Here is a 19639-nt window from a genome sequence, read left to right as displayed (position 1 = left end):
GTATACTAAATATCGTCCCAGACTACTAAAAAGGGAGTTAGAGAGTGATTAAACATGAGTTGGCTGAATAAATTTTTTGACTTATTTTTAGGTGAAAAAGAAGAAGAGCATGAACTTGAACCGAACACGCATGCACAAGTCCCGAAAGAGCATATACCGGATCAGCCAGAAGGCAAATTAACGCGCATGGAAGATCCTAAAATATATTATGAATATCCGAAAGGGAATTTCCGCTTCCCTGTCGTTCCGGACGGCTATAAGCGGACGGAACAAAGACAGCAGGAAAGGCACGAACGCCGCCGCCAGCCTTCACGGGGTTATGCCGCCGCGAAGGAGCATACGGAAAGGAAAGAGCATACATATAAAGAGCCGGATACGGTGAAAAAGCCCTTTAAACCGTCATCCATTCCTTCACCGGTCTACGGCTTTCAATCTCAGCACAGCATTAAAAAAGCGCCTAATCCCCAAAAACAGCGTGAAGAGAGCGTAACATTGCTGTCAGAGGAGCAGTTTGATCCGCCAAAGTCCGGTCAGGAAACGGAAAAAGAGCCCGTATTCACAGCATCCGGCCTAACTAAACAGACAAATACCCGGCCGGAACCGTTAACGAAACAGGAAACGGACGAATACCCGGCCGCCAAACAAGAGCAGCTGCACTCTGAGACTGAAGCGGAAGAGCAGGTGTACAGAGCGTCCGAACCGCCGCAGTCTGAAGACTCGCAGCAAACGGAAAGCGCGGTGCCTGCCGGCTATCCGGAAGAACAAGAGCATGAACAAACCGAGCCATCTATAAAAGAACCTGAGTATGAAGCACCCCTGCCGGCTGAACACACAGAAGACCAAGCGCCGCCGCAGGAGGAGTATCAGCAGCCTGAGCCGGAAAAAGCCCGGCCTTTTGAAACCGCGGAAGAACCGGTGTATACATACTCAGAAGAACAAGAAGAAGTTCAGCCGCAGTCTGAAGACCGGCCTGAATTGCCTGAAGCTGACGTGAAACAGGAAGCAGATCCTCAGCCTGAGTACAATGATGCCCCTCAGCAATCAGAACCGGAGCTTGAGCCTGTAAACATTGAGACGGCCGATGCCCCGGCCCGGCCTGCTGAAGAAAAAACCGATCACACCGCACAGCCTGCGAGAAGAGCGGATCGGCCGAGAGAGCGTAATGTGCCGTTTAACGTCATGATGCTTAAAAGCGATAAACACAAGCAGACGAAGACGCCAGAAGGCGGTGCGGGCTATGTCTTTCCTAATCTGTCGCTTCTGGACGTGCCGCCGGCGCAAAGACAGGACGACCAATCATGGATTGAAGGACAGCGCGAGCTTTTAAACGTTACGCTGAAAAACTTTAATGTGCGCGCCCAAGTCGTTCATGTCACACAAGGCCCATCTGTCACACGATTTGAAGTGCATCCTGAGCCCGGAGTGAAAGTGAACAAAATTACAAATTTAGCAGATGATATAAAACTGAGTTTATCTGCCAAGGATATTCGGATTGAGGCGCCGATCCCCGGTAAAAACACGATCGGCATTGAAGTTCCGAACCGCGTAAGCAAGGTCGTCGATTTACGGCAGATGATCAGAAGCGCCGCTTTCAGGGAGAATCCGTCTCCGCTTACAGCCGCGCTCGGCGTCGATATTTCCGGAAACCCGGTCGTCATTGATTTGAAAAAGATGCCGCACGGATTGATTGCGGGTGCCACGGGATCGGGAAAAAGCGTCTGCATCAATACCATTTTGGTAAGTCTGCTTTATAAGGCGGATCCGAGCGATGTCAAAGTGCTTCTGATTGATCCGAAAATGGTGGAGCTTGCGCCTTATAACCAAATTCCGCATTTGGTCAGCCCCGTCATCACAGACGCCAAAGCCGCGACCGCCGCATTAAAATGGGTTGTGGAAGAGATGGAACGGCGGTATGAACTGTTTGCCCATTCGGGTGTAAGAGATATCGGCCGCTTTAATGAATTAACGGCCGATCATAAGACCGGCGAAAAGCTCCCTTACCTTGTTGTGGTCATTGATGAGCTTGCTGATTTAATGATGGTGGCGCCGAACGATGTGGAAGAAAGCATTGCCAGAATCGCGCAGAAAGCGAGAGCCTGCGGCATTCATCTGCTTGTCGCGACACAGCGTCCGTCTGTCGATGTCATTACCGGAATGATCAAAGCGAACATACCGACGAGGATTGCATTCTCCGTCTCAAGCCAGGTAGATTCCAGAACGATTATCGACATGGCGGGAGCGGAAAAGCTTCTCGGAAAAGGCGACATGCTCTACTGGGAAAACGGCACCGGAAAACCGGTGCGCCTGCAGGGCAACTTTGTGTCCGACAGAGAGATTGACCGCGTCGTCTCCCATGTCAGAAAGCAGCTGCCGCCTTCTTATTTGTTTGAACAGGAAGAACTGATCAGGCAGGGAACCGCCCTCAAGGAAGAGGACGAGCTGTTTCCTGAGGCGTGTCAATTCGTCGTGGAACAAAACAGCGCCAGCACCTCAAGCCTTCAAAGAAGGTTCAGAATCGGCTATAATCGCGCCGCGAGGCTGATTGACATGATGGAGGCTGAAGGCATGATCTCAGAAGCGAAGGGCAGCAAACCCCGCGAAGTGCTGATTACGGCCGCTGACATTTCTCAAGAATAAGAATATCGTTCATTTTTCTCACAAACATGGTATGATAGTGGATGGACCATCAAACTGCATCACTGTCACGCGCTGAAATATCATGCGGCAGGTTTAATCAAAAAGAAAGTTACAGATACTGACGATAACGTAAAAATAAATGGAAGCGCCGCTGTTTGGGCTTTTTGCCCGCGGCGGTCGCAAAATGAAATGAGCGTCATATACTGGGGAACAGATAGACGTTTGTTGGAGGTACGATTATGACTGTTTATCATTTTGTTGGAATAAAAGGGACAGGTATGAGCCCGCTTGCTCAAATCTTGCATGATACAGGATATCAGGTGCAGGGATCGGATATCGAGAAGCAGATTTTTACTCAGGCTGCCCTTGAAAAAAGAAATATCCCGATCTATCAGTTCAGCGCCGATAACATCAAACCCGGCTTAACGGTAATCGCCGGAAACGCATTCCCTGATTCTCATCCGGAAATCGCAAAGGCGCTTGCTGAGGGGATTCCTGTTATCAGATATCATAAATTTTTAGCTGAATACATGAAAAAATATACAAGTGTCGCGGTAACGGGCGCACACGGAAAGACGTCCACAACGGGCCTCTTAGCACACGTGATGCAGCAAGCGAAGCCGACTTCGTTTCTTATCGGGGACGGAACGGGCAAAGGAAATGAAAGCAGCGAATACTTTGTATTTGAAGCCTGCGAGTACCGCCGTCATTTCTTAAGCTATCAGCCTGATTATGCGATCATGACGAATATTGATTTTGACCACCCTGATTATTTCGCCAACATTGACGATGTGTTTGATGCTTTCCAAAACATGGCGCTTCAAGTCAACAAAGGCATCATTGCCTGCGGTGATGACGAGTACCTGCCGAAAATTCACGCCAATGTGCCTGTCGTTTATTACGGCACGGGAGAAGAAAACGATTTTCAAGCGAGAAACATCGTAAAAAATACCGAAGGCACGACATTTGACGTCTTTGTCCGCAATACGTTTTACGATACGTTCTACATCCCGGCATACGGCCATCACAATGTCCTCAATTCATTAGCGGTCATTGCGCTCTGCCACTATGAAGAGATAGACGTGAACATGATTAAGCTCGGACTTGAATCATTCGGCGGCGTCAAACGCAGATTCAATGAAAAAGTGATCGGCAGCCAGGTGCTGATAGACGACTACGCCCACCATCCGACTGAAATTAAAGTCACGATTGAGGCGGCCCGTCAAAAATATCCTGAACGTGAAATCATCGCGGTATTCCAGCCGCATACGTTTACACGGACGCAATCTTTCCTTGATGAATTCGCAGAAAGCTTAAGCGCCGCCGATCGCGTATATCTGTGCGACATTTTCGGCTCAGCCCGCGAGAACGTCGGAAAGCTCACCATCACGGATCTGCAGGAAAAAATCGATAACGCAGAACTCATTGAAGAGAATGACACATCCGTGTTAAAAGCGCATGAAAACGCAGTGCTGATCTTTATGGGCGCCGGAGACATTCAAAAATATATGAGAGCTTATGAAAACGTCATAGCGTAACAAAAAAGCAGTGGGGCTCTCACTGCTTTTTTGCGCGTGCTGTAAAGGGATTTTCCGATAAACGGAGAAATAGTATACAGACAGCCCCTTTCATATATGTTTATCATTTTCATAATTGGGTATATACCATTATATCCTGCAATAAGGAGGTATTAGATGATTATCATTCTTTACTTAAGCGTCGCACTCATTGCCGTAGCATTTCTTATCCTCGTCATTTATCTGTCCAAAACATTAAAGTCTGTGCAGATGACCTTAACAAACGTTGCGTCGACTTTAAACGGCCTTGAAGGGCAGATGAAGGGCATCACCGCAGAGACCGCCGAGCTGTTACATAAGACAAACCGTCTCGCGGAGGATATTCAGGAAAAATCAGAGAAATTAAATACGGTTGTCCATGCTGTGCAGGAAGTGGGAACTTCCGTCCAGCAGTTTAATACATCCATAAAGCAGGCAGCCGGTTCCGTTTCGGCCTCTGTAAGAGAGAACCAGGACAAGATCAGTCAGGTTGTCACCTGGAGCCAGGCGGCTATGGAAATATGGGACAAGTGGAAGCAAAAGAAAAAAACATCGCTTTAATCATAAGAAAAATCCACTAAGGAGGAATCATAATGAGCAAAGATGGAATCAATAGTAAGGATTTTTTAATCGGAACGCTGATCGGTGGAATTATCGGCGCGACAACAGCTTTGTTTCTGGCGCCTAAATCAGGCAAGGAGCTGCGCGACGATCTCGGCAGCCAGGCCTCTGCATTAAAGGATAAGACGGACAGAATGACGGCCGACGCGAAAGAAAAAGGCTCTCAATATGTCAGCATCGCCAAAGACAAAACATCTAACATCACCCAGCTGGTAGCTGATCAGTCAGGCCAGATTGTGAATAAAGTGAAGGATTTAAAAGACCGTTCTAAGAGCACACTAACTGAGAAAGCTGAAGAGACAAGAAGCGAAATGCAGGATACGGCTCAAAGCATCAAGAACGAAGCGGAAGAAGCCGCGGAAACAGCCGGTCAGGCAAATCGCTGATCTTCAATAAGGAGAGATAACCGACATGACTAAGCAGCTGATATCGTCAGAAGAAGAGTTCAAAAATGCCGCTGAGAAAGAAAATACGCTCGTGTTTTTGAAACACAGCACAACCTGCCCGATCAGCCAAGCGGCGTTTCAAGAGTTTGACGCCTTTGCATCGGAGCATACAGAAGTGCCTTCTTATTACCTGCAGGTGCAGGACAGCCGGCCGCTTTCAAACTATATCGCCGAGACCTACGGCGTGAAACATGAAAGCCCGCAAGTATTCGTCATTACAAACGGCGAAGTGAAATGGCACGCGTCTCATTCACAAATTACAAAAAACGCAATAGAACAGCATCTTTCATAATTGCTTGCCGCCGGATAATACCGGCGGTTTTTTTTTGAAAAAAACTATTGATCATTTCAGACATATCATGTAGGATAACATTATACGTTACTTCAATGCATAAAAGCTTAAAAGCGTTTTTGTGATAAAGCAGAATGTGAAAAAATTTATTATTTCATATTCCTATTTTCGCATAACTGTAGTAAGATGCATGTTAACTATTAAAATAAAACATAGCATAGAAGGGATGAAAAAGATGAGCAACAAGGAATTAGAGAACCTAAGACAGCAGGCAGACGCACTAAACTTAGAAATCCTTAAATTAATCAATGAACGCGGAGCCGTTGTAAAAGAAATCGGTAAAGCAAAAGAAGCACAGGGTGTCAACCGATTTGACCCTGTCAGAGAGCGTACAATGCTTAACCGCATTATTGAGAGCAATGACGGCCCATTTGAAAACTCAACAATCCAGCATATTTTCAAAGAAATTTTCAAAGCCGGCCTCGAGCTTCAAGAAGAGGATCACAGCAAAGCGTTGCTCGTCTCCCGGAAGAAAAAAGCAGAAGATACAATCGTTGATATTAAAGGCGAAAAAGTCGGTGACGGCGATCAGAGATTCATCGTCGGACCTTGTGCCGTAGAAAGCTATGAGCAGGTTGCGGAAGTAGCTGCCGCAGCGAAAAAACAAGGCATTAAAATCCTGCGTGGAGGCGCGTTCAAACCCCGCACAAGCCCGTATGATTTCCAAGGTCTCGGCGTAGAAGGCCTGCAAATTCTCAAACGCGTCGCTGATGAATATGACCTCGCGGTGATCAGTGAAATCGTAACGCCTGCCCACATTGAGCAAGCGATTGATTACATTGACGTCATTCAGATCGGCGCACGGAACATGCAAAACTTTGAATTGCTGAAAGCCGCCGGTTCCGTTAAAAAGCCGGTATTGTTAAAACGCGGTCTTGCCGCAACGATTTCAGAATTCATCAATGCAGCTGAATACATCATGTCACAAGGAAACGACCAAATCATTCTTTGTGAGCGCGGAATCAGAACGTACGAAACAGCAACGAGAAATACACTCGACATTTCTGCCGTGCCGATTTTGAAACAGGAAACTCACTTGCCGGTGTTTGTTGACGTAACACATTCAACAGGCCGCCGCGATCTCCTGCTTCCGACGGCAAAAGCGGCGCTTGCGATCGGCGCTGACGGCGTTATGGCTGAAGTTCACCCTGATCCTTCCGTTGCCCTTTCAGACTCTTCGCAGCAGATGGATATTCCTGAATTCGAGAAATGGCTGAACGAATTAAAGCCGATGATGAAAGTAAAAGCATAATACAGTGTTCCGCTCTTTAAGGCCGCCGTGTGCGGCCTTTTTTCGTTTCTTCATTTTATTTAATTATAAAATGAAAGTGAACGTTTTCATCACTGGGAAAAACGTGTATAATTTCATGAGAAGTATTTAAATTTGATGAATAATGAAAAATAATGTACACTACTGACTTACGCTTACAACCATAAACGACAGAATGCGAAAACGTACGACATTTCTTTACATAAAGTGTTTATGCTATAGATAAGGATAAGTGTATCCAGTAAAAGGAGTGGTTTCAGTGAGCAACATTACGATATACGATGTGGCCAGAGAAGCAAATGTCAGCATGGCGACTGTTTCCCGCGTCGTAAACGGCAATCCGAATGTAAAACCGACGACCAGAAAAAAAGTATTGGAAGCCATTGACCGCCTCGGCTACCGCCCGAACGCGGTGGCAAGAGGACTGGCAAGCAAAAAAACGACCACGGTCGGCGTCATCATCCCTGATATCTCAAGTATTTTTTACGCGGAACTTGCGCGGGGAATTGAAGATATCGCGACGATGTACAAATATAATATTATTTTAAGCAATTCAGACCAAAATCTCGAGAAGGAACTGCACCTGTTAAATACGATGCTCGGTAAACAAGTAGACGGTATCGTATTTATGGGCGGCAACATTACGGACGAGCATGTCGAAGAATTTAAGCGCTCTCCCGTTCCGATCGTATTGGCTGCGTCAGTTGAAGAACAGGGCGAGACGCCTTCTGTCGCCATTGATTATGAACAGGCGATTTATGATGCCGTCAAGCTTTTCATTGATAAAGGGCATCGCGATATCGCATTTGTCTCCGGACCGATGGCAGAGCCGATCAACCGTTCGAAAAAACTGCAAGGGTACAAACGGGCGCTTGAAGAAGCGGGTATTGCGTTTAATGAGCAGTTCGTAGCGGAAGGTGATTACACCTATGATTCCGGAATGGAGGCGCTTCAAAGCTTGATGAGCCTTGACCGGAAGCCGACGGCGATCCTTTCTGCGACGGATGAAATGGCGCTCGGCATTATTCATGCGGCCCAGGATCAGGGTATGTCGATTCCTGACGATCTTGACATTATCGGTTTTGACAATACGAGATTGAGCCTGATGGTCCGCCCTCAGCTTTCAACAGTCGTGCAGCCTACGTACGATATCGGCGCCGTGGCGATGAGACTTTTGACAAAACTGATGAACAAAGAGCCGGTTGAAGAGCATATCGTTGAATTGCCTCACCGCATCGAATTAAGACAATCAACCAAGTCATAAGAAAAACGGAAAAGCAAGCTTCACTCTGCCTGAGTGGAATCTTGCTTTTTTACTTGATAAGGAGAAGATATGAAACGTTTTGATTATCTGACACCCGTTGGATTTATGTTAGGCTGTATTATTGTCGCAATCGGAATTCTGTCAGGAACGGGACTGGCGGGAATCAGCTCATTTTTAGATCTGACTTCTTTTTTAATCGTAACAGGCGGCCTTGCCGCAGCGGTGTTTATCAGTTTTCCGCCGCGGGATTTAAAGAAAACCCCATCTGTTTTAAAACAGGTATTCTCCCGTCAGGATGATAATGTGAAGGAGCTTGTCAGAGTATTCGTCAGCCTTGCGGAGCAGGCGCGCAGGCAAGGGCTGCTGTCTCTGGAGGATCAGGCGCGTGAAATCAAAGACCCGTTTTTTAAAAAAGGGTTATTGCTTGCGATAGACGGCTGGGACGAGGAAACGATCCGGCTGGTGATGGATTCAGAGATCGCCGCGATGGAAGAAAGGCACAGAAAAGGCAGACGCGTTTTTGAAAAAGCCGGCGATTTTGCGCCCGCCTGGGGAATGATCGGGACGCTTGTCGGACTCGTGCTCATGCTTAAAAACTTAAATGACCCGCATACACTCGGGCCGAATATGGCTATTGCGCTATTGACGACGCTGTACGGGGCGCTGCTTGCCAATTTGGTGTTTATCCCTATCGCAGCAAAGCTTGAAGAAAAAACCGAAAGTGAAATTTTCATCAAGCAGGTTATCATCGAAGGTGTTGTCGGCATCCAATCGGGAAAAAATCCCCGCAATCTCGAAAGTCAGCTCGTCGTTTTCAGCTCAAGAGAAGACTGGCGTAAAGGACAGCCTGCGAACAAGAAAAAGGGCGCTGTCCATGAAGCTTAGAAAAGAGCGTTTTGAACGAAGGAACAAACCGGGAAATACAGGCGGTTCACCAAGATGGATGGTGACGTTTGCCGACTTGATCACGCTTATTCTTGTGTTCTTTATATTGCTTTTTTCGATGTCGCAAATAGACGCGGAAAAATTTCAATCAGCCGTTACTTCGATTCATACAAACGGCAGCGGGGGTGAACCGGCGTCATCAAGCAAAGCAAACGAAAATAGTGAACAGGATTTGCTGTTGCAGAACGTGAAGACATACATAAAAACGCACCATTTAAGTTCCAAAATGACGGCGAAGCGCGATGAGCGCGGAGTGGTCCTTGTGCTGCAGGAGGCCGTTCTGTTTCAGACTGGAAAAGCGGATGTGCTGAAAAATGCTGAGCCAGTCCTGCATCAGATCGCGGTGCTTTTGAAAACACTTCCGAATGCCATACAGGTTGAAGGCCATACGGACAGCCGCCGGATTTCCACCTATCAATTTCCGTCAAACTGGGAGCTGTCATCTGCAAGAGCGGCGAGTGTGATCCGTTATTTTACCGCAAAAGAAGACTTTTCCGCCAAACGGTTTATTTCTGTCGGTTACGCGGATACGAAACCTGTGAAGGACAACAAAAGCATCGGACATATGAAAGAAAACCGCCGTGTAGAAATTGTCATAAAAAAAACGACCTCCTCGTAAGGTCGTTTTTTTTATTTTGTTTTATACCGCTGCTCAGACCGGATGGCAAAAAGCGCTTTTTCCACGGTTTGGGCATTTTTTTCTGAGATTTCTTCTTTTCGGGGAATCGGAGGATATAATTGGTCAGGATCACTCCAAAAAGCGGGCAAGGTGTAGGGAGAGTGTTTCTGCCATTTTTGAATCCACTTCTGCGGTATGCGCTCCCCGGGGTCAATCCCTTTCATCTCAAGCCATATGCGGCTCCATGCTCTCGGGACGACTCTCCAAATATCGTACCCGCCGCCGCCGACCGCGATCCATCTGCCGCCGCAATATTGATGGGCCAATGAGTGAGCGAGCCGAGGGATCTCTTGATAAATGGAGATGGTATTGGACAGGTGTGTCAATGGATCGTAATAATGGGCATCTGCTCCGTTCTGAGTCAGAATCACATCCGGCTTAAAAAAAGCGGCGATTTCCGAGGCGGCCGTTTTGTAAGCGTGAAGAAAGGAATCATCCTCTGTAAAGGCGTCCAGCGGGATGTTAAAAGAATAGCCGTAGCCTTGGCCGCTTCCTTTTTCCAGTACCTGTCCCGTCCCGGGAAATAAATAACGTCCGGTTTCATGAAAAGACACAGTGCAGACATCAGACCTGTCGTAAAATGTAAATTGAACGCCGTCGCCATGATGGGCGTCAGTATCAATGTATAACACCTTTGCCCCGTAGTTTTTCTGAATGTATTGGATGGCCACAGCGCTGTCATTATAGATACAAAAGCCCGATGCCCTGCCGCGGAAGCCGTGATGAAGGCCGCCCCCTAAATTGCAGGCATGCCTTGCTTGTCCCGTCATGACATAATCGGCCGCTGTTAAGGTGCCGCCCACAAGCAGCGACGCGGCTTCATGCATGCCGGCGAAAACGGGGGTGTCTTCCGTTCCGAGCCCGTAGCTTTCTCCCTCTTTGGCAGGGAGCCGGCCCGCACCCGCAAGTTCCACAGCCTGTATGTAATCCTCCGTATGAACAAGAGCCAGCTCTTCTTTAGAGGCCGTGCGGGGAGCGACGATATCTCCCTCTTCAAACGCGTCCGCCGCCTGAAGCAGATCGTATGTCAAAAGCACGCGCTGCTGATTGAACGGATGTTCCTGATGAAATTGATACGTCTGATAAGAAGGCGAGTAAACAAAAACGCTGTCTCTCATGACTGATCCCTCAAATGTTTCGGCCACAAGACATTGTATCCGGCTTCATGAACGGCACGGATGAAAGGGAGCGGATTCATCGTCTTCACCCGGAAGACGAGTATATTCGAGCCGGCTGAATCATGGGGATAGACGAGAACACTCAGGATTTGCAGCTGAAGATCACGGCACATGCAGCTGAGATCAGCAAGGCTTTGGGTCATATCCGTCACCAGGATTTCCACCTGTGATCCCGGCTGGGCTGCGCCTGTCAGGCTGACAAAAGTCCGAAGTACATCGGTTTTGGTTAAAATGCCTGTCAGCTTATTGTTTACCGTGATCGGCAGACAGCCGATGCCATGCTCATAAAAAGAAGCGGATATTTCTTCCACGAAATCAAGCGGATGGGCGCAGATGACATTCCGTTTCATAATGGTTTCCACTTTGTTTGTCAGAAACGTCCCGCGGTCTTCTTGTTCAAAGCTGCTGCCCGGGCCGGCCTGTTTAATGTCCCTGTCTGTGACGATACCGGTGACGTGCAGGTCTTCGTCGGTGACAGGGAGATGACGGATATGATAGGCCTTCATTTTGCGTACGGCTGTTTCAATGGAGTCGTTTTTTGTGACGGTGATGACATCCCGCTTCATGATTTGTTCTGCAATCATTTTTTTATCCCCTTTGTATGTCAGTCAATACATAAATCGCTGATAAAAACGAAGTCTGTCGAACTGTTCGATTGACTCCTGACTGACGTGCCTGCCGATGCGGGCCATCAGACAATTGGCCGGATGAGAGCTGATTTCCGGTTCATCCGTTGCAAACCAGACAAGACCCCCGGCATTCATCATCTTTTCCATAATCTTTCTGTATTCCCACACGTCTTTTTTCATTCCTTTTAAATCCCAATGCCAGTAATATTCCGTCGTCATGATGATGTAATGTTCCATCTGTTCATCCATCATGCTGACTGTCAGCAAGGTTTTTCCGACAGAACAACCCCTGTAGCCGGGAGCGACCTCGATCGCCCCGAGTTCAAGGAGGTCTTCCATATTTCCGTCAGACCACCGTTCAAGCGGATCGGGATATAAATATGTCACATAGCCGATAATCGTCTGCCCGTCCCTGGCGATAATGATCCGCCCTTCGGGAAGCCCGGCTATCTCGATTAACGCTTTGTGCTGTTCATGAGGAAGGCGAAAGGCTGTCAGGCCTTCATGAAACTCATACTGTGCTAAGTCCTCTGGAGGAACGGGCCCTTCTACTAAAAGAGGGCCGGCTGCTGTCTGAATAGATGTAGAATGGTACGTTTTATGATGTTTCACTGATTCACCGCCTGTCGGTTCTTAATAAAAACACATCTCCTTTAAGCATAACAAATTATAAAGCGTTTTCAATAGTACAGTAATTTATATTTTAAAAATTGAGAAAACTGTGAACTTCTACTATAATTAGTCTATAGATCAGCAAAGGGGGATGTTGCATGAACTTGAAAGCGTTGCCATCAGAAAAGGGGAATTATCATCTGCAAAATTATGAGGAAACATACCGCAGCTTCGATTGGAAAGAAGCAGAGGCGGAGTTTTCCTGGCATCAGACCGGGAAGCTGAATGCCGCATACGAAGCGATTGACCGCCATGCCGAATCATTTCGCAGAAACAAAGTAGCGCTGTATTACAAGGACGCAAACAGAGAAGAAAAATACACATTTAAAGAAATGATGGAGGAATCGAACCGGGCGGGAAATGTGCTGAGACGGTATGGAAACGTGGAAAAAGGAGACCGCGTTTTTATTTTCATGCCGCGTTCGCCGGAGCTGTATTTTATCATGCTCGGCGCTATTAAAATCGGTGCGATTGCCGGTCCTTTATTTGAAGCGTTTATGGAAGGCGCCGTCAAAGACCGTCTGCTGAACAGCCAGGCAAAGGTTGTCGTGACAACACCTGAGCTGGCCGAACGGATTCCGGCAGAGAGTCTCCCCGACCTGCAGCATATTTTCATTGTCGGCGGCAGCGAAGAAACGGGAGATAAAATCATCCATTACGATAAAGCGGCTGAAGGGGAAAGCACGAGACTTGACATTGAATGGATGGACAGAAGAGACGGCTACCTGCTTCATTACACATCAGGTTCTACCGGAACGCCTAAGGGCGTGCTTCACGTTCATGAAGCCATGATTCAGCAATACCAGACCGGCAAGTGGGTGCTTGATCTCAAAGAAGACGATATTTACTGGTGCACTGCGGACCCAGGTTGGGTGACCGGGACGGTGTACGGGATTTTTGCGCCGTGGCTGAACGGAGCGGCGAACGTAATCGTCGGCGGCAGATTCAGTCCGGAAAACTGGTACGGCACAATTGAAAAGCTCGGTGTCAGCGTCTGGTACAGCGCTCCGACCGCTTTCAGAATGCTTATGGGCGCCGGAGATGAAATGGCGTCCAAATTTGACCTTACCTCACTTCGTCACGTCCTGAGTGTCGGAGAGCCTTTAAACCCTGAGGTCATCAAGTGGGGGCATAAAGTATTCGGCAAGCGCATCCATGATACGTGGTGGATGACGGAAACCGGCGGACAGCTTATCTGCAATTATCCTTGCATGGAGATCAAGCCGGGTTCAATGGGGAAACCGATTCCGGGAGTGGAAGCGGCGATCGTTGACAATCAAGGAAATGAACTTCCGCCGTACCGGATGGGGAACCTCGCCATTAAAAAGGGCTGGCCGTCCATGATGGATTCCATTTGGAATAACAAAGAAAAATATGATTCTTATTTCATGCCGGGCGGCTGGTATGTTTCCGGAGATTCAGCTTATATGGATGAAGACGGTTATTTCTGGTTCCAAGGCAGAGTCGATGATGTTATTATGACATCCGGCGAGCGTGTCGGCCCGTTTGAAGTCGAAAGCAAACTTGTTGAACATCCGGCGATTGCCGAAGCCGGTGTCATCGGAAAGCCGGATCCTGTCCGGGGAGAAATCATTAAAGCGTTTATCGCCCTCAGAGAAGGACATGAACCATCCGATCAGCTGAAGGAGGACATTCGCCTCTTTGTAAAACAAGGGCTTGCCGCGCATGCCGCACCGCGTGAAATTGAGTTCAAAGATAAACTGCCGAAAACACGAAGCGGAAAAATCATGCGACGTGTCCTGAAGGCGTGGGAGCTGAACCTGCCGGCAGGCGACCTGTCCACAATGGAAGATTAAAGCCGGCGTTGACATTGCATCTAATTTATGTTAAAAATGAGTAAGCTTCATACGAAAAGGTTTTGATTGAGACAAGTAGGATATCTGATTGTTCCAGAGAGCTGATGGCCGGTGAAAATCAGTACATAAGATATGCCGAATACACTCATGAACCGCTTTTGCGAACAAAGTACTTCAAAGGAAGGCTTTCAGTAGTGAAAGAACGGACACGGTCCGTTATCAGGAAGAGTGATAAGAGCTTTTTTAGGCTTTTATTAGTAGGGTGGTACCGCGATTATATCGTCCCTTCGTTTTAAACGAAGGGGCGTTTTTTATTTCTATAAACAAAGGAGAAGACAAAATGACTAATTTATTAGAAGATTTATCATTCCGCGGCTTAATCCAGCAAATGACGGATGAAGAAGGACTGAATAAACAGCTGAACGAAGAAAAAATCCGTTTATACTCAGGGTTTGACCCGACGGCTGACAGCCTCCACATCGGACACCTTCTGCCGATATTGACACTGCGCCGTTTCCAGCTTGCAGGCCACCATCCGATTGCGCTTGTAGGCGGCGCAACGGGACTGATCGGCGATCCGAGCGGCAAAAAAGCGGAACGTACGTTAAACACTCAGGATATCGTTGTCGAATGGTCGCAAAAAATTAAAAATCAGCTTTCCCGATTTTTAGATTTCGAAGCCGGAGAAAACCCCGCTGTCATAGCGAACAACTTTGATTGGATCGGAAAAATGAGCATCATTGAATTTCTTCGCGACGTCGGAAAAAACTTCGGAATCAACTACATGCTTGCGAAAGATACTGTAAGCTCAAGAATTGAAACCGGGATTTCTTACACGGAATTCAGCTACATGATCCTGCAATCCTACGATTTCCTGAATCTGTACAGAGAAAAGAACTGCAAACTCCAAATCGGCGGCAGTGACCAGTGGGGCAACATCACGGCCGGTCTTGAACTGATCAGAAAATCGGAAGAAGAAGGGGCGAAAGCGTTCGGTCTTACCATTCCGCTCGTCACAAAAGCGGACGGCACGAAATTCGGCAAAACGGAAGGCGGCGCGATTTGGCTTGATAAAGAAAAAACATCGCCGTATGAATTCTACCAATTCTGGATCAATACAGATGACCGCGACGTCGTCAAATATTTAAAATACTTTACTTTCCTGTCAAAAGAGGAAATTGAAGCTTATGCTGAAAAAACGGAGACGGCTCCTGAGAAAAGGGAAGCGCAGAAACGTCTCGCTGAAGAAGTGACTGTTCTTGTACACGGCCGCGAAGCGCTGGAGCAGGCCGTTCATATCTCCCAGGCGCTTTTCAGCGGCAATATTAAAGAGCTTTCCGCTCAAGACGTCAAGGTAGGGTTTAAAGACGTGCCTTCGTTTGAAAAAGACCGCTCTGAAGAGCTGTCTTTAGTAGACGTGCTTGTGGAATCTAAATTGTCGCCTTCAAAACGGCAGGCCCGCGAAGACATTCAAAACGGGGCCGTCTACATTAACGGCGAGCGCCAGACGGACATCAGCCATCTTCTGACAGCAGAAGACCGCATCGAAGATCAATTTACCGTACTGCGCCGCGGAAAGAAAAAATACTTCCTGATCACGTACTGAAAATAAAAAGCAGTCCGGCCGCTTTATGCGGCAGGCTGCTTTTTTAGGTTTTGTGAATACTGCACCGGGAAATGAGTACAGTACATAGTATAAGGCAAAACAGGGAAGGGGCGCTGCGCCGTGAATTTCATGTTCACCATCGCGAAGGAAAGATTGCAGCGGGATCATTGGGAACAGCAGCAAAGCATGAACGCCGAAGTCAAAGCCGAGGAACCTGAGGCGGAAGAAGAAAATCCGCCATCATAAAGGAAAAAGCCTTCATTCTGCGGAATGGAGGCTTTTATTTGTCACCAGATCAGCCTGACGGCGGCCATCAGCACGACTCCCGTGATGACCGTAATTGATAAGCTTTTTGTCCACATCGCGCAAAGCAATGTCGGGATGAGAACGATCATTGCTTTCCAATCAAAGGTCAAAGCGCTATTTGTTTTCACGATCATGCTCTCCGTTACCAGAGCGGTCAAAATGCAGAGCGGAATAAAGGAGAGCCATTTTAAAGCCAATTCAGGCATCTGAATGTTCCGGACAAATATAAACGGAACGATACGCGGCACAAGTGTAACAATCATGCAGCCGAGTATAATCCAGATCATTTGCGTACTGATGCTCATTTGTCCGTCACCACCCCGATGGTTGCCACAATCACGGTTGAGACGATGACTGCGATATGTGACGGCACGATATAGGATAACAAGACCATAAAGATGATCATATAGACGATTAAGGAAAGATTGTGCTTCAGCTTTTCCGACGCAGACGCCTGCAATTGCAGCACCAGCAGCGCCGCAAACATAGCGGGCAAAGCGAAGTCCAGGCCGAGGGCGTAAGGATCAGATATCCATTGTCCGAGAAGCCCGCCCATCACACAAGAAATAACCCAGCACACATAAGCTGTTACATTAAGGCCGTTCATCCACTTATCGTTAAGCCTGCCGTTCTGAGCCGCCTTGTTTACCGCTACCCCGAAAGATTCGTCGGTAAGCAAAGCACCGAAGCCGATATTTTTCACCAAAGAGTATTTCGTGAAATAAGGTGCGATGGTCAGACTGAGCAGAAGGTGCCGCAGATTGACGATAAACGTCGTTAAAATAATGGCGGAAATCGGACTCCCGGAAACAAGGAGCGAGCAAATAATAAATTGGGCGGCGCCGGCATAGACAAACACGGATAACAAACAAATTTCAAGAATACTGAGATGTGAGGCCACGCCGACAATGCCAAAAGCAAAACCGATACTCATATAGCCAAGCAAGGTAGGCACACAATCCCGGACCCCCTGTAAAAATGTATCGTTCATTTCCCGGGAAACGGCGGTTTTTTGCACTTCTGTGTTAATCATTTTTTATACTCCTTCCTTAGAGATTATAATGATAACGACTAATGAAAAAATCAAAGAAAATACGGTTCACATTTATATGAACCGATTTCCGGTGACGACATGAAATAACGAATGGTTTTGTTTCATCAGGCCTTCAACTTTTTCAGCCCCTACTTCTTTTACAAGCTCCGCGAACATAAGGTCGTGCCTCATATATTCCATGGCCACGAGAACAAGAGCGGGATCTTCTGATTTAATGGCCCAGGCATTCGTCTGCGGAGAAAAATTGGCGATTAAGACTTCTTTATTATCGCGTGCCGCTATCGTTAATCTCCCGCCCATGCGTTTTTCCGCCACTTCAGGCGACATATTATGATGTGTCGTATTTCCGAGCTTTACTTCCGGAGGGCCGAACACAATCGAAAAGACGGGCAATTTTTCGGCCGCGCGTTTGTTAGCGGCTTCTTGAATAAAGGGAATCTGCTGTTCCCAGACAGACAGCCACAACTCTTCCTCGGCTTTTTCAATCATATCCTTCAATTCATTGATGACATGATCATTTGTGCTGATGCGGAGGATGACATTCATCTCCTGCTCGCTTTCAAGCGCCAATAATTTCTCCTCAAGATAGCCGAAGGAGCTTTCGAAATCGTGCCGCAGCCGGTCAATTAATTCCTTTCCGGCCAGCGGGGCATATGTAACCGGATCAGACGGCACAATATGGACAGCGCCTTTATCAACTAATTTTCCCAATACTTCATAGATCATTGAGCGGGGGACGCCTGACCTTTTACTGACTTCGTACCCGGTAACAGGCGAGTGTTTTAACAAGCCGATATATGCTTTGCATTCATATTGAGAAAATCCAAATTTTTGTAATTCTTTCAGAACATCCTCCATAAACATCCTCCGTAGTGGTTATTCATGAAACTACTATAATTTAAGCGGTTATATGTTGTCAATGGGACTTGAGTGCTGAATGAAAGGCACAGCTGTTTTGTCGCTTTCCAACTTATTTTAGAGCGAGTTACTTGTATGGCTCTTGTGAAAAACGTTGCCGTAGACCCACACGAATGCTGTTTGATACGATAAATTCAAGAAGTCAAAAGAGGAGGATCATGGTGGAAAACACCTCTAAAATCGCTTTTTTATCAGTTATAAGCAATTCTCTTGTCGTCATGCTCAAAATAGCGGTGGGCATTATAACAGGGTCTGTCGCGATACTTTCCGAAGCCATTCATTCTTTTTTAGATTTGATCGCCGCCTTCATCGCCTTTATTTCCGTCAGGATATCAAAAAAGCCGGCTGATACAGGGCATCCGTACGGACATGGAAAAGTCGAGAATCTCTCCGGAACCATTGAGACGATTCTGATTTTTGCGGCAGGGATTTGGATGATATATGAATGCGTTCAAAAATTGGTGAATCCAGAGCCGGTTCATCTGCCGGTATTGGGAATTATTGTGATGCTTTTAGGGGCTCTCATTAATTTGATCGTCTCGAAATTAGTAAAAAGAGAAGCTGAAAAGGTTAATTCCGTAGCAATGAAATCAAATGCTCTGCACTTACTGACTGACGTATACACATCATTAGGCGTAGCGGCAAGCCTTTTGGTTGTTACATTAACGGAGTGGTATATACTTGATCCCATTATAGGTATGGTGCTTGCGGTGTATATCATATATGAAGCATTTAAGTTAATGAAAGAAGCATTTCCGCCGCTGATTGATACCCGTCTGTCAGAAGAAGAAGAGAAAACAATTTTAAAGATTATCGATACATTTCATCAGGAATTTATTGAAATCCACGATTTTCGTACAAGGCGCTCAGGCCCGCAGGAGTATATTGATTTTCATATGGTCGTGGCGTCTCACGTGACGATTAAAGACGTGCACGACTTGTGTGACCGCATTGAAAGGGATATTACGGATGAATTTAAACAAGCACAGGTGATGATTCATCCTGAGCCGGAGAGCGAAAGGAAGAAATAAATGATCTTGCCTTTGTCACCGGCAAGTTTCTGACAGCGATAATCGTGATCTTTAACTGAGAGCCCCGTGTAAAACGGGGCTTTTTTGATATGTAAATGACTATTTCTCACCAATATGAGAGAGAAGCTTATACAAGTGAAAGGTTCATTTCATAAGTTGTTGTAAAGAAAAAGGGAGGTGAATACAATTGAACGCTATTTCTGTTAAAGAAATTGAACATGGAGTTGCCGTTGCTGAAAGAGAAGGTTTAGGGGAGTATTTACACCAAGAACCGGTTGCCGGAAAATGTACGCGCCGTTCACGCAGCAGAAGACGGACGCACCGTTCACATCGTTCACGCAGCAAAAGACGGACGCACCGTTCACACCGCTCACGCAGCAGAAGACGGACGCGCCGGACACGTCGTACGCATCGCACAAGACGGTCCCATCAAAAGCACCGCTCTTCCCGCAAGCGCTGTTTCAAATGCTGACTATAAAAACTACGATGTGCAATAAATGCGTATAGAACCGGGATCTGCTATAATGGCAATAGAAAGAACTGGAAAAACTCCAGTATCATCATCTGCGGACACTGAACTGACAACATGACGCTGTTTGTTCGTGTCCGTTTTTGATGTCTGAACATGATGCCGAAGGATAAAAAGGAAGGGATGACA

Annotated in this window: 20 protein-coding genes, 1 pseudogene and 1 other annotated feature; of the genes and pseudogenes, 15 read left to right on the top strand and 6 right to left on the bottom strand. The window is 47.0% G+C overall.

Annotated features, from left to right (window positions below):
• Window positions 1-54 precede the first annotated feature (54 nt).
• The 9 genes from ACW5MY_RS13665 to motS all read left to right on the top strand — a co-directional run bounded on the left by ACW5MY_RS13665 (window position 55) and on the right by motS (window position 9710).
• Window positions 55-2637, top strand: coding sequence for a DNA translocase FtsK (locus tag ACW5MY_RS13665; protein WP_013353216.1), 2583 nt, complete (start codon window positions 55-57; stop codon window positions 2635-2637).
• Window positions 2638-2876: 239 nt separating this feature from the next.
• Entirely contained in the window at window positions 2877-4175 is a 1299-nt protein-coding gene (gene murC, locus ACW5MY_RS13660) for a UDP-N-acetylmuramate--L-alanine ligase (RefSeq protein WP_289393833.1), read from the top strand.
• A 156-nt stretch (window positions 4176-4331) separates the two neighbouring features.
• Entirely contained in the window at window positions 4332-4754 is a 423-nt protein-coding gene (locus ACW5MY_RS13655; RefSeq protein WP_013353214.1) for a DUF948 domain-containing protein, read from the top strand.
• Window positions 4755-4786: 32 nt separating this feature from the next.
• Window positions 4787-5200, top strand: coding sequence for a YtxH domain-containing protein (locus ACW5MY_RS13650; RefSeq protein ID WP_289393832.1), 414 nt, complete (start codon window positions 4787-4789; stop codon window positions 5198-5200).
• Between the two features lie 25 nt (window positions 5201-5225).
• Window positions 5226-5552, top strand: a complete 327-nt coding sequence (ytxJ, locus tag ACW5MY_RS13645; protein WP_013353212.1) for a bacillithiol system redox-active protein YtxJ — start codon at window positions 5226-5228, stop codon at window positions 5550-5552.
• Window positions 5553-5787: 235 nt separating this feature from the next.
• A complete protein-coding gene (locus ACW5MY_RS13640) occupies window positions 5788-6864 on the top strand; it encodes a bifunctional 3-deoxy-7-phosphoheptulonate synthase/chorismate mutase (protein WP_289393831.1) in 1077 nt (358 codons plus the stop codon).
• A 277-nt stretch (window positions 6865-7141) separates the two neighbouring features.
• Window positions 7142-8146, top strand: coding sequence for a catabolite control protein A (gene ccpA, locus ACW5MY_RS13635; RefSeq protein WP_289393829.1), 1005 nt, complete (start codon window positions 7142-7144; stop codon window positions 8144-8146).
• 69 nt (window positions 8147-8215) lie between these two features.
• Entirely contained in the window at window positions 8216-9031 is an 816-nt protein-coding gene (gene motP / locus ACW5MY_RS13630) for a flagellar motor protein MotP (protein WP_065982089.1), read from the top strand.
• On the top strand, window positions 9021-9710 hold the full coding sequence (gene motS, locus ACW5MY_RS13625; protein WP_289393827.1) for a flagellar motor protein MotS: 690 nt from the start codon (window positions 9021-9023) through the stop codon (window positions 9708-9710). The genes motP and motS overlap by 11 nt, the downstream gene beginning before the upstream one ends.
• A gap of 11 nt (window positions 9711-9721) precedes the next feature.
• On the opposite strand, the gene ACW5MY_RS13620 is transcribed toward motS, so the two are convergent.
• The 3 genes from ACW5MY_RS13620 to ACW5MY_RS13610 are packed head-to-tail and all read right to left on the bottom strand — an operon-like array spanning window position 9722 to window position 12189.
• Window positions 9722-10888, bottom strand: a complete 1167-nt coding sequence (locus tag ACW5MY_RS13620) for an acetoin utilization protein AcuC (RefSeq protein WP_014470828.1) — start codon at window positions 10886-10888, stop codon at window positions 9722-9724.
• The gene (locus ACW5MY_RS13615; protein ID WP_289393824.1) at window positions 10885-11532 is read right to left on the bottom strand and encodes an acetoin utilization AcuB family protein; all 648 of its coding nucleotides are present in this window, start codon (window positions 11530-11532) and stop codon (window positions 10885-10887) included. The genes ACW5MY_RS13620 and ACW5MY_RS13615 overlap by 4 nt, the downstream gene beginning before the upstream one ends.
• Before the next feature lie 24 nt (window positions 11533-11556).
• Window positions 11557-12189 (bottom strand): GNAT family N-acetyltransferase, encoded by a 633-nt coding sequence (locus ACW5MY_RS13610; RefSeq protein ID WP_013353205.1) that lies wholly within the window; start codon window positions 12187-12189, stop codon window positions 11557-11559.
• Window positions 12190-12347: 158 nt separating this feature from the next.
• On the opposite strand from ACW5MY_RS13610, the gene acsA reads away from it, so the two are divergent.
• From acsA to sr7p, 3 genes are all read left to right on the top strand, one after another.
• Window positions 12348-14066, top strand: a complete 1719-nt coding sequence (gene acsA, locus ACW5MY_RS13605) for an acetate--CoA ligase (protein ID WP_289393822.1) — start codon at window positions 12348-12350, stop codon at window positions 14064-14066.
• A gap of 53 nt (window positions 14067-14119) precedes the next feature.
• Window positions 14120-14356: a binding site (T-box leader), on the top strand.
• Window positions 14357-14406: 50 nt separating this feature from the next.
• Complete coding sequence (gene tyrS, locus ACW5MY_RS13600; protein ID WP_013353203.1) at window positions 14407-15672, top strand: tyrosine--tRNA ligase; 1266 nt, start codon at window positions 14407-14409, stop codon at window positions 15670-15672.
• A gap of 120 nt (window positions 15673-15792) precedes the next feature.
• Window positions 15793-15918: a small protein SR7P gene (sr7p, locus tag ACW5MY_RS13595; protein ID WP_014470826.1), complete on the top strand. Its 126-nt coding sequence runs from the start codon at window positions 15793-15795 to the stop codon at window positions 15916-15918.
• 41 nt (window positions 15919-15959) lie between these two features.
• Here sr7p and ACW5MY_RS13590 read toward each other — a convergent pair whose 3' ends face one another.
• From ACW5MY_RS13590 to ACW5MY_RS13580, 3 genes are all read right to left on the bottom strand, one after another.
• Entirely contained in the window at window positions 15960-16283 is a 324-nt protein-coding gene (locus tag ACW5MY_RS13590; protein ID WP_013353201.1) for an AzlD domain-containing protein, read from the bottom strand.
• Window positions 16280-17011, bottom strand: coding sequence for an AzlC family ABC transporter permease (locus ACW5MY_RS13585; RefSeq protein WP_013353200.1), 732 nt, complete (start codon window positions 17009-17011; stop codon window positions 16280-16282). Before ACW5MY_RS13585 ends, ACW5MY_RS13590 begins: the two co-directional genes overlap by 4 nt.
• A gap of 72 nt (window positions 17012-17083) precedes the next feature.
• Window positions 17084-17890: a TrmB family transcriptional regulator gene (locus ACW5MY_RS13580; protein WP_013353199.1), complete on the bottom strand. Its 807-nt coding sequence runs from the start codon at window positions 17888-17890 to the stop codon at window positions 17084-17086.
• Between the two features lie 218 nt (window positions 17891-18108).
• On the opposite strand from ACW5MY_RS13580, the gene ACW5MY_RS13575 reads away from it, so the two are divergent.
• The 3 genes and pseudogenes from ACW5MY_RS13575 to ACW5MY_RS13565 all read left to right on the top strand — a co-directional run bounded on the left by ACW5MY_RS13575 (window position 18109) and on the right by ACW5MY_RS13565 (window position 19478).
• Window positions 18109-18981 (top strand): cation diffusion facilitator family transporter, encoded by an 873-nt coding sequence (locus ACW5MY_RS13575; protein ID WP_013353198.1) that lies wholly within the window; start codon window positions 18109-18111, stop codon window positions 18979-18981.
• 187 nt (window positions 18982-19168) lie between these two features.
• A pseudogene (locus ACW5MY_RS13570) lies at window positions 19169-19243 on the top strand (hypothetical protein); the annotation flags it as partial.
• 13 nt (window positions 19244-19256) lie between these two features.
• Entirely contained in the window at window positions 19257-19478 is a 222-nt protein-coding gene (locus ACW5MY_RS13565) for a hypothetical protein (RefSeq protein WP_014470825.1), read from the top strand.
• The last annotated feature ends 161 nt before the right edge of the window (window positions 19479-19639 follow it).

The organism is Bacillus sp. Bwzl_19 (genome assembly GCF_054900515.1).
Note: the sequence above shows the minus strand (reverse complement) of the source record. Positions and strands in the feature narration are given on the sequence as shown.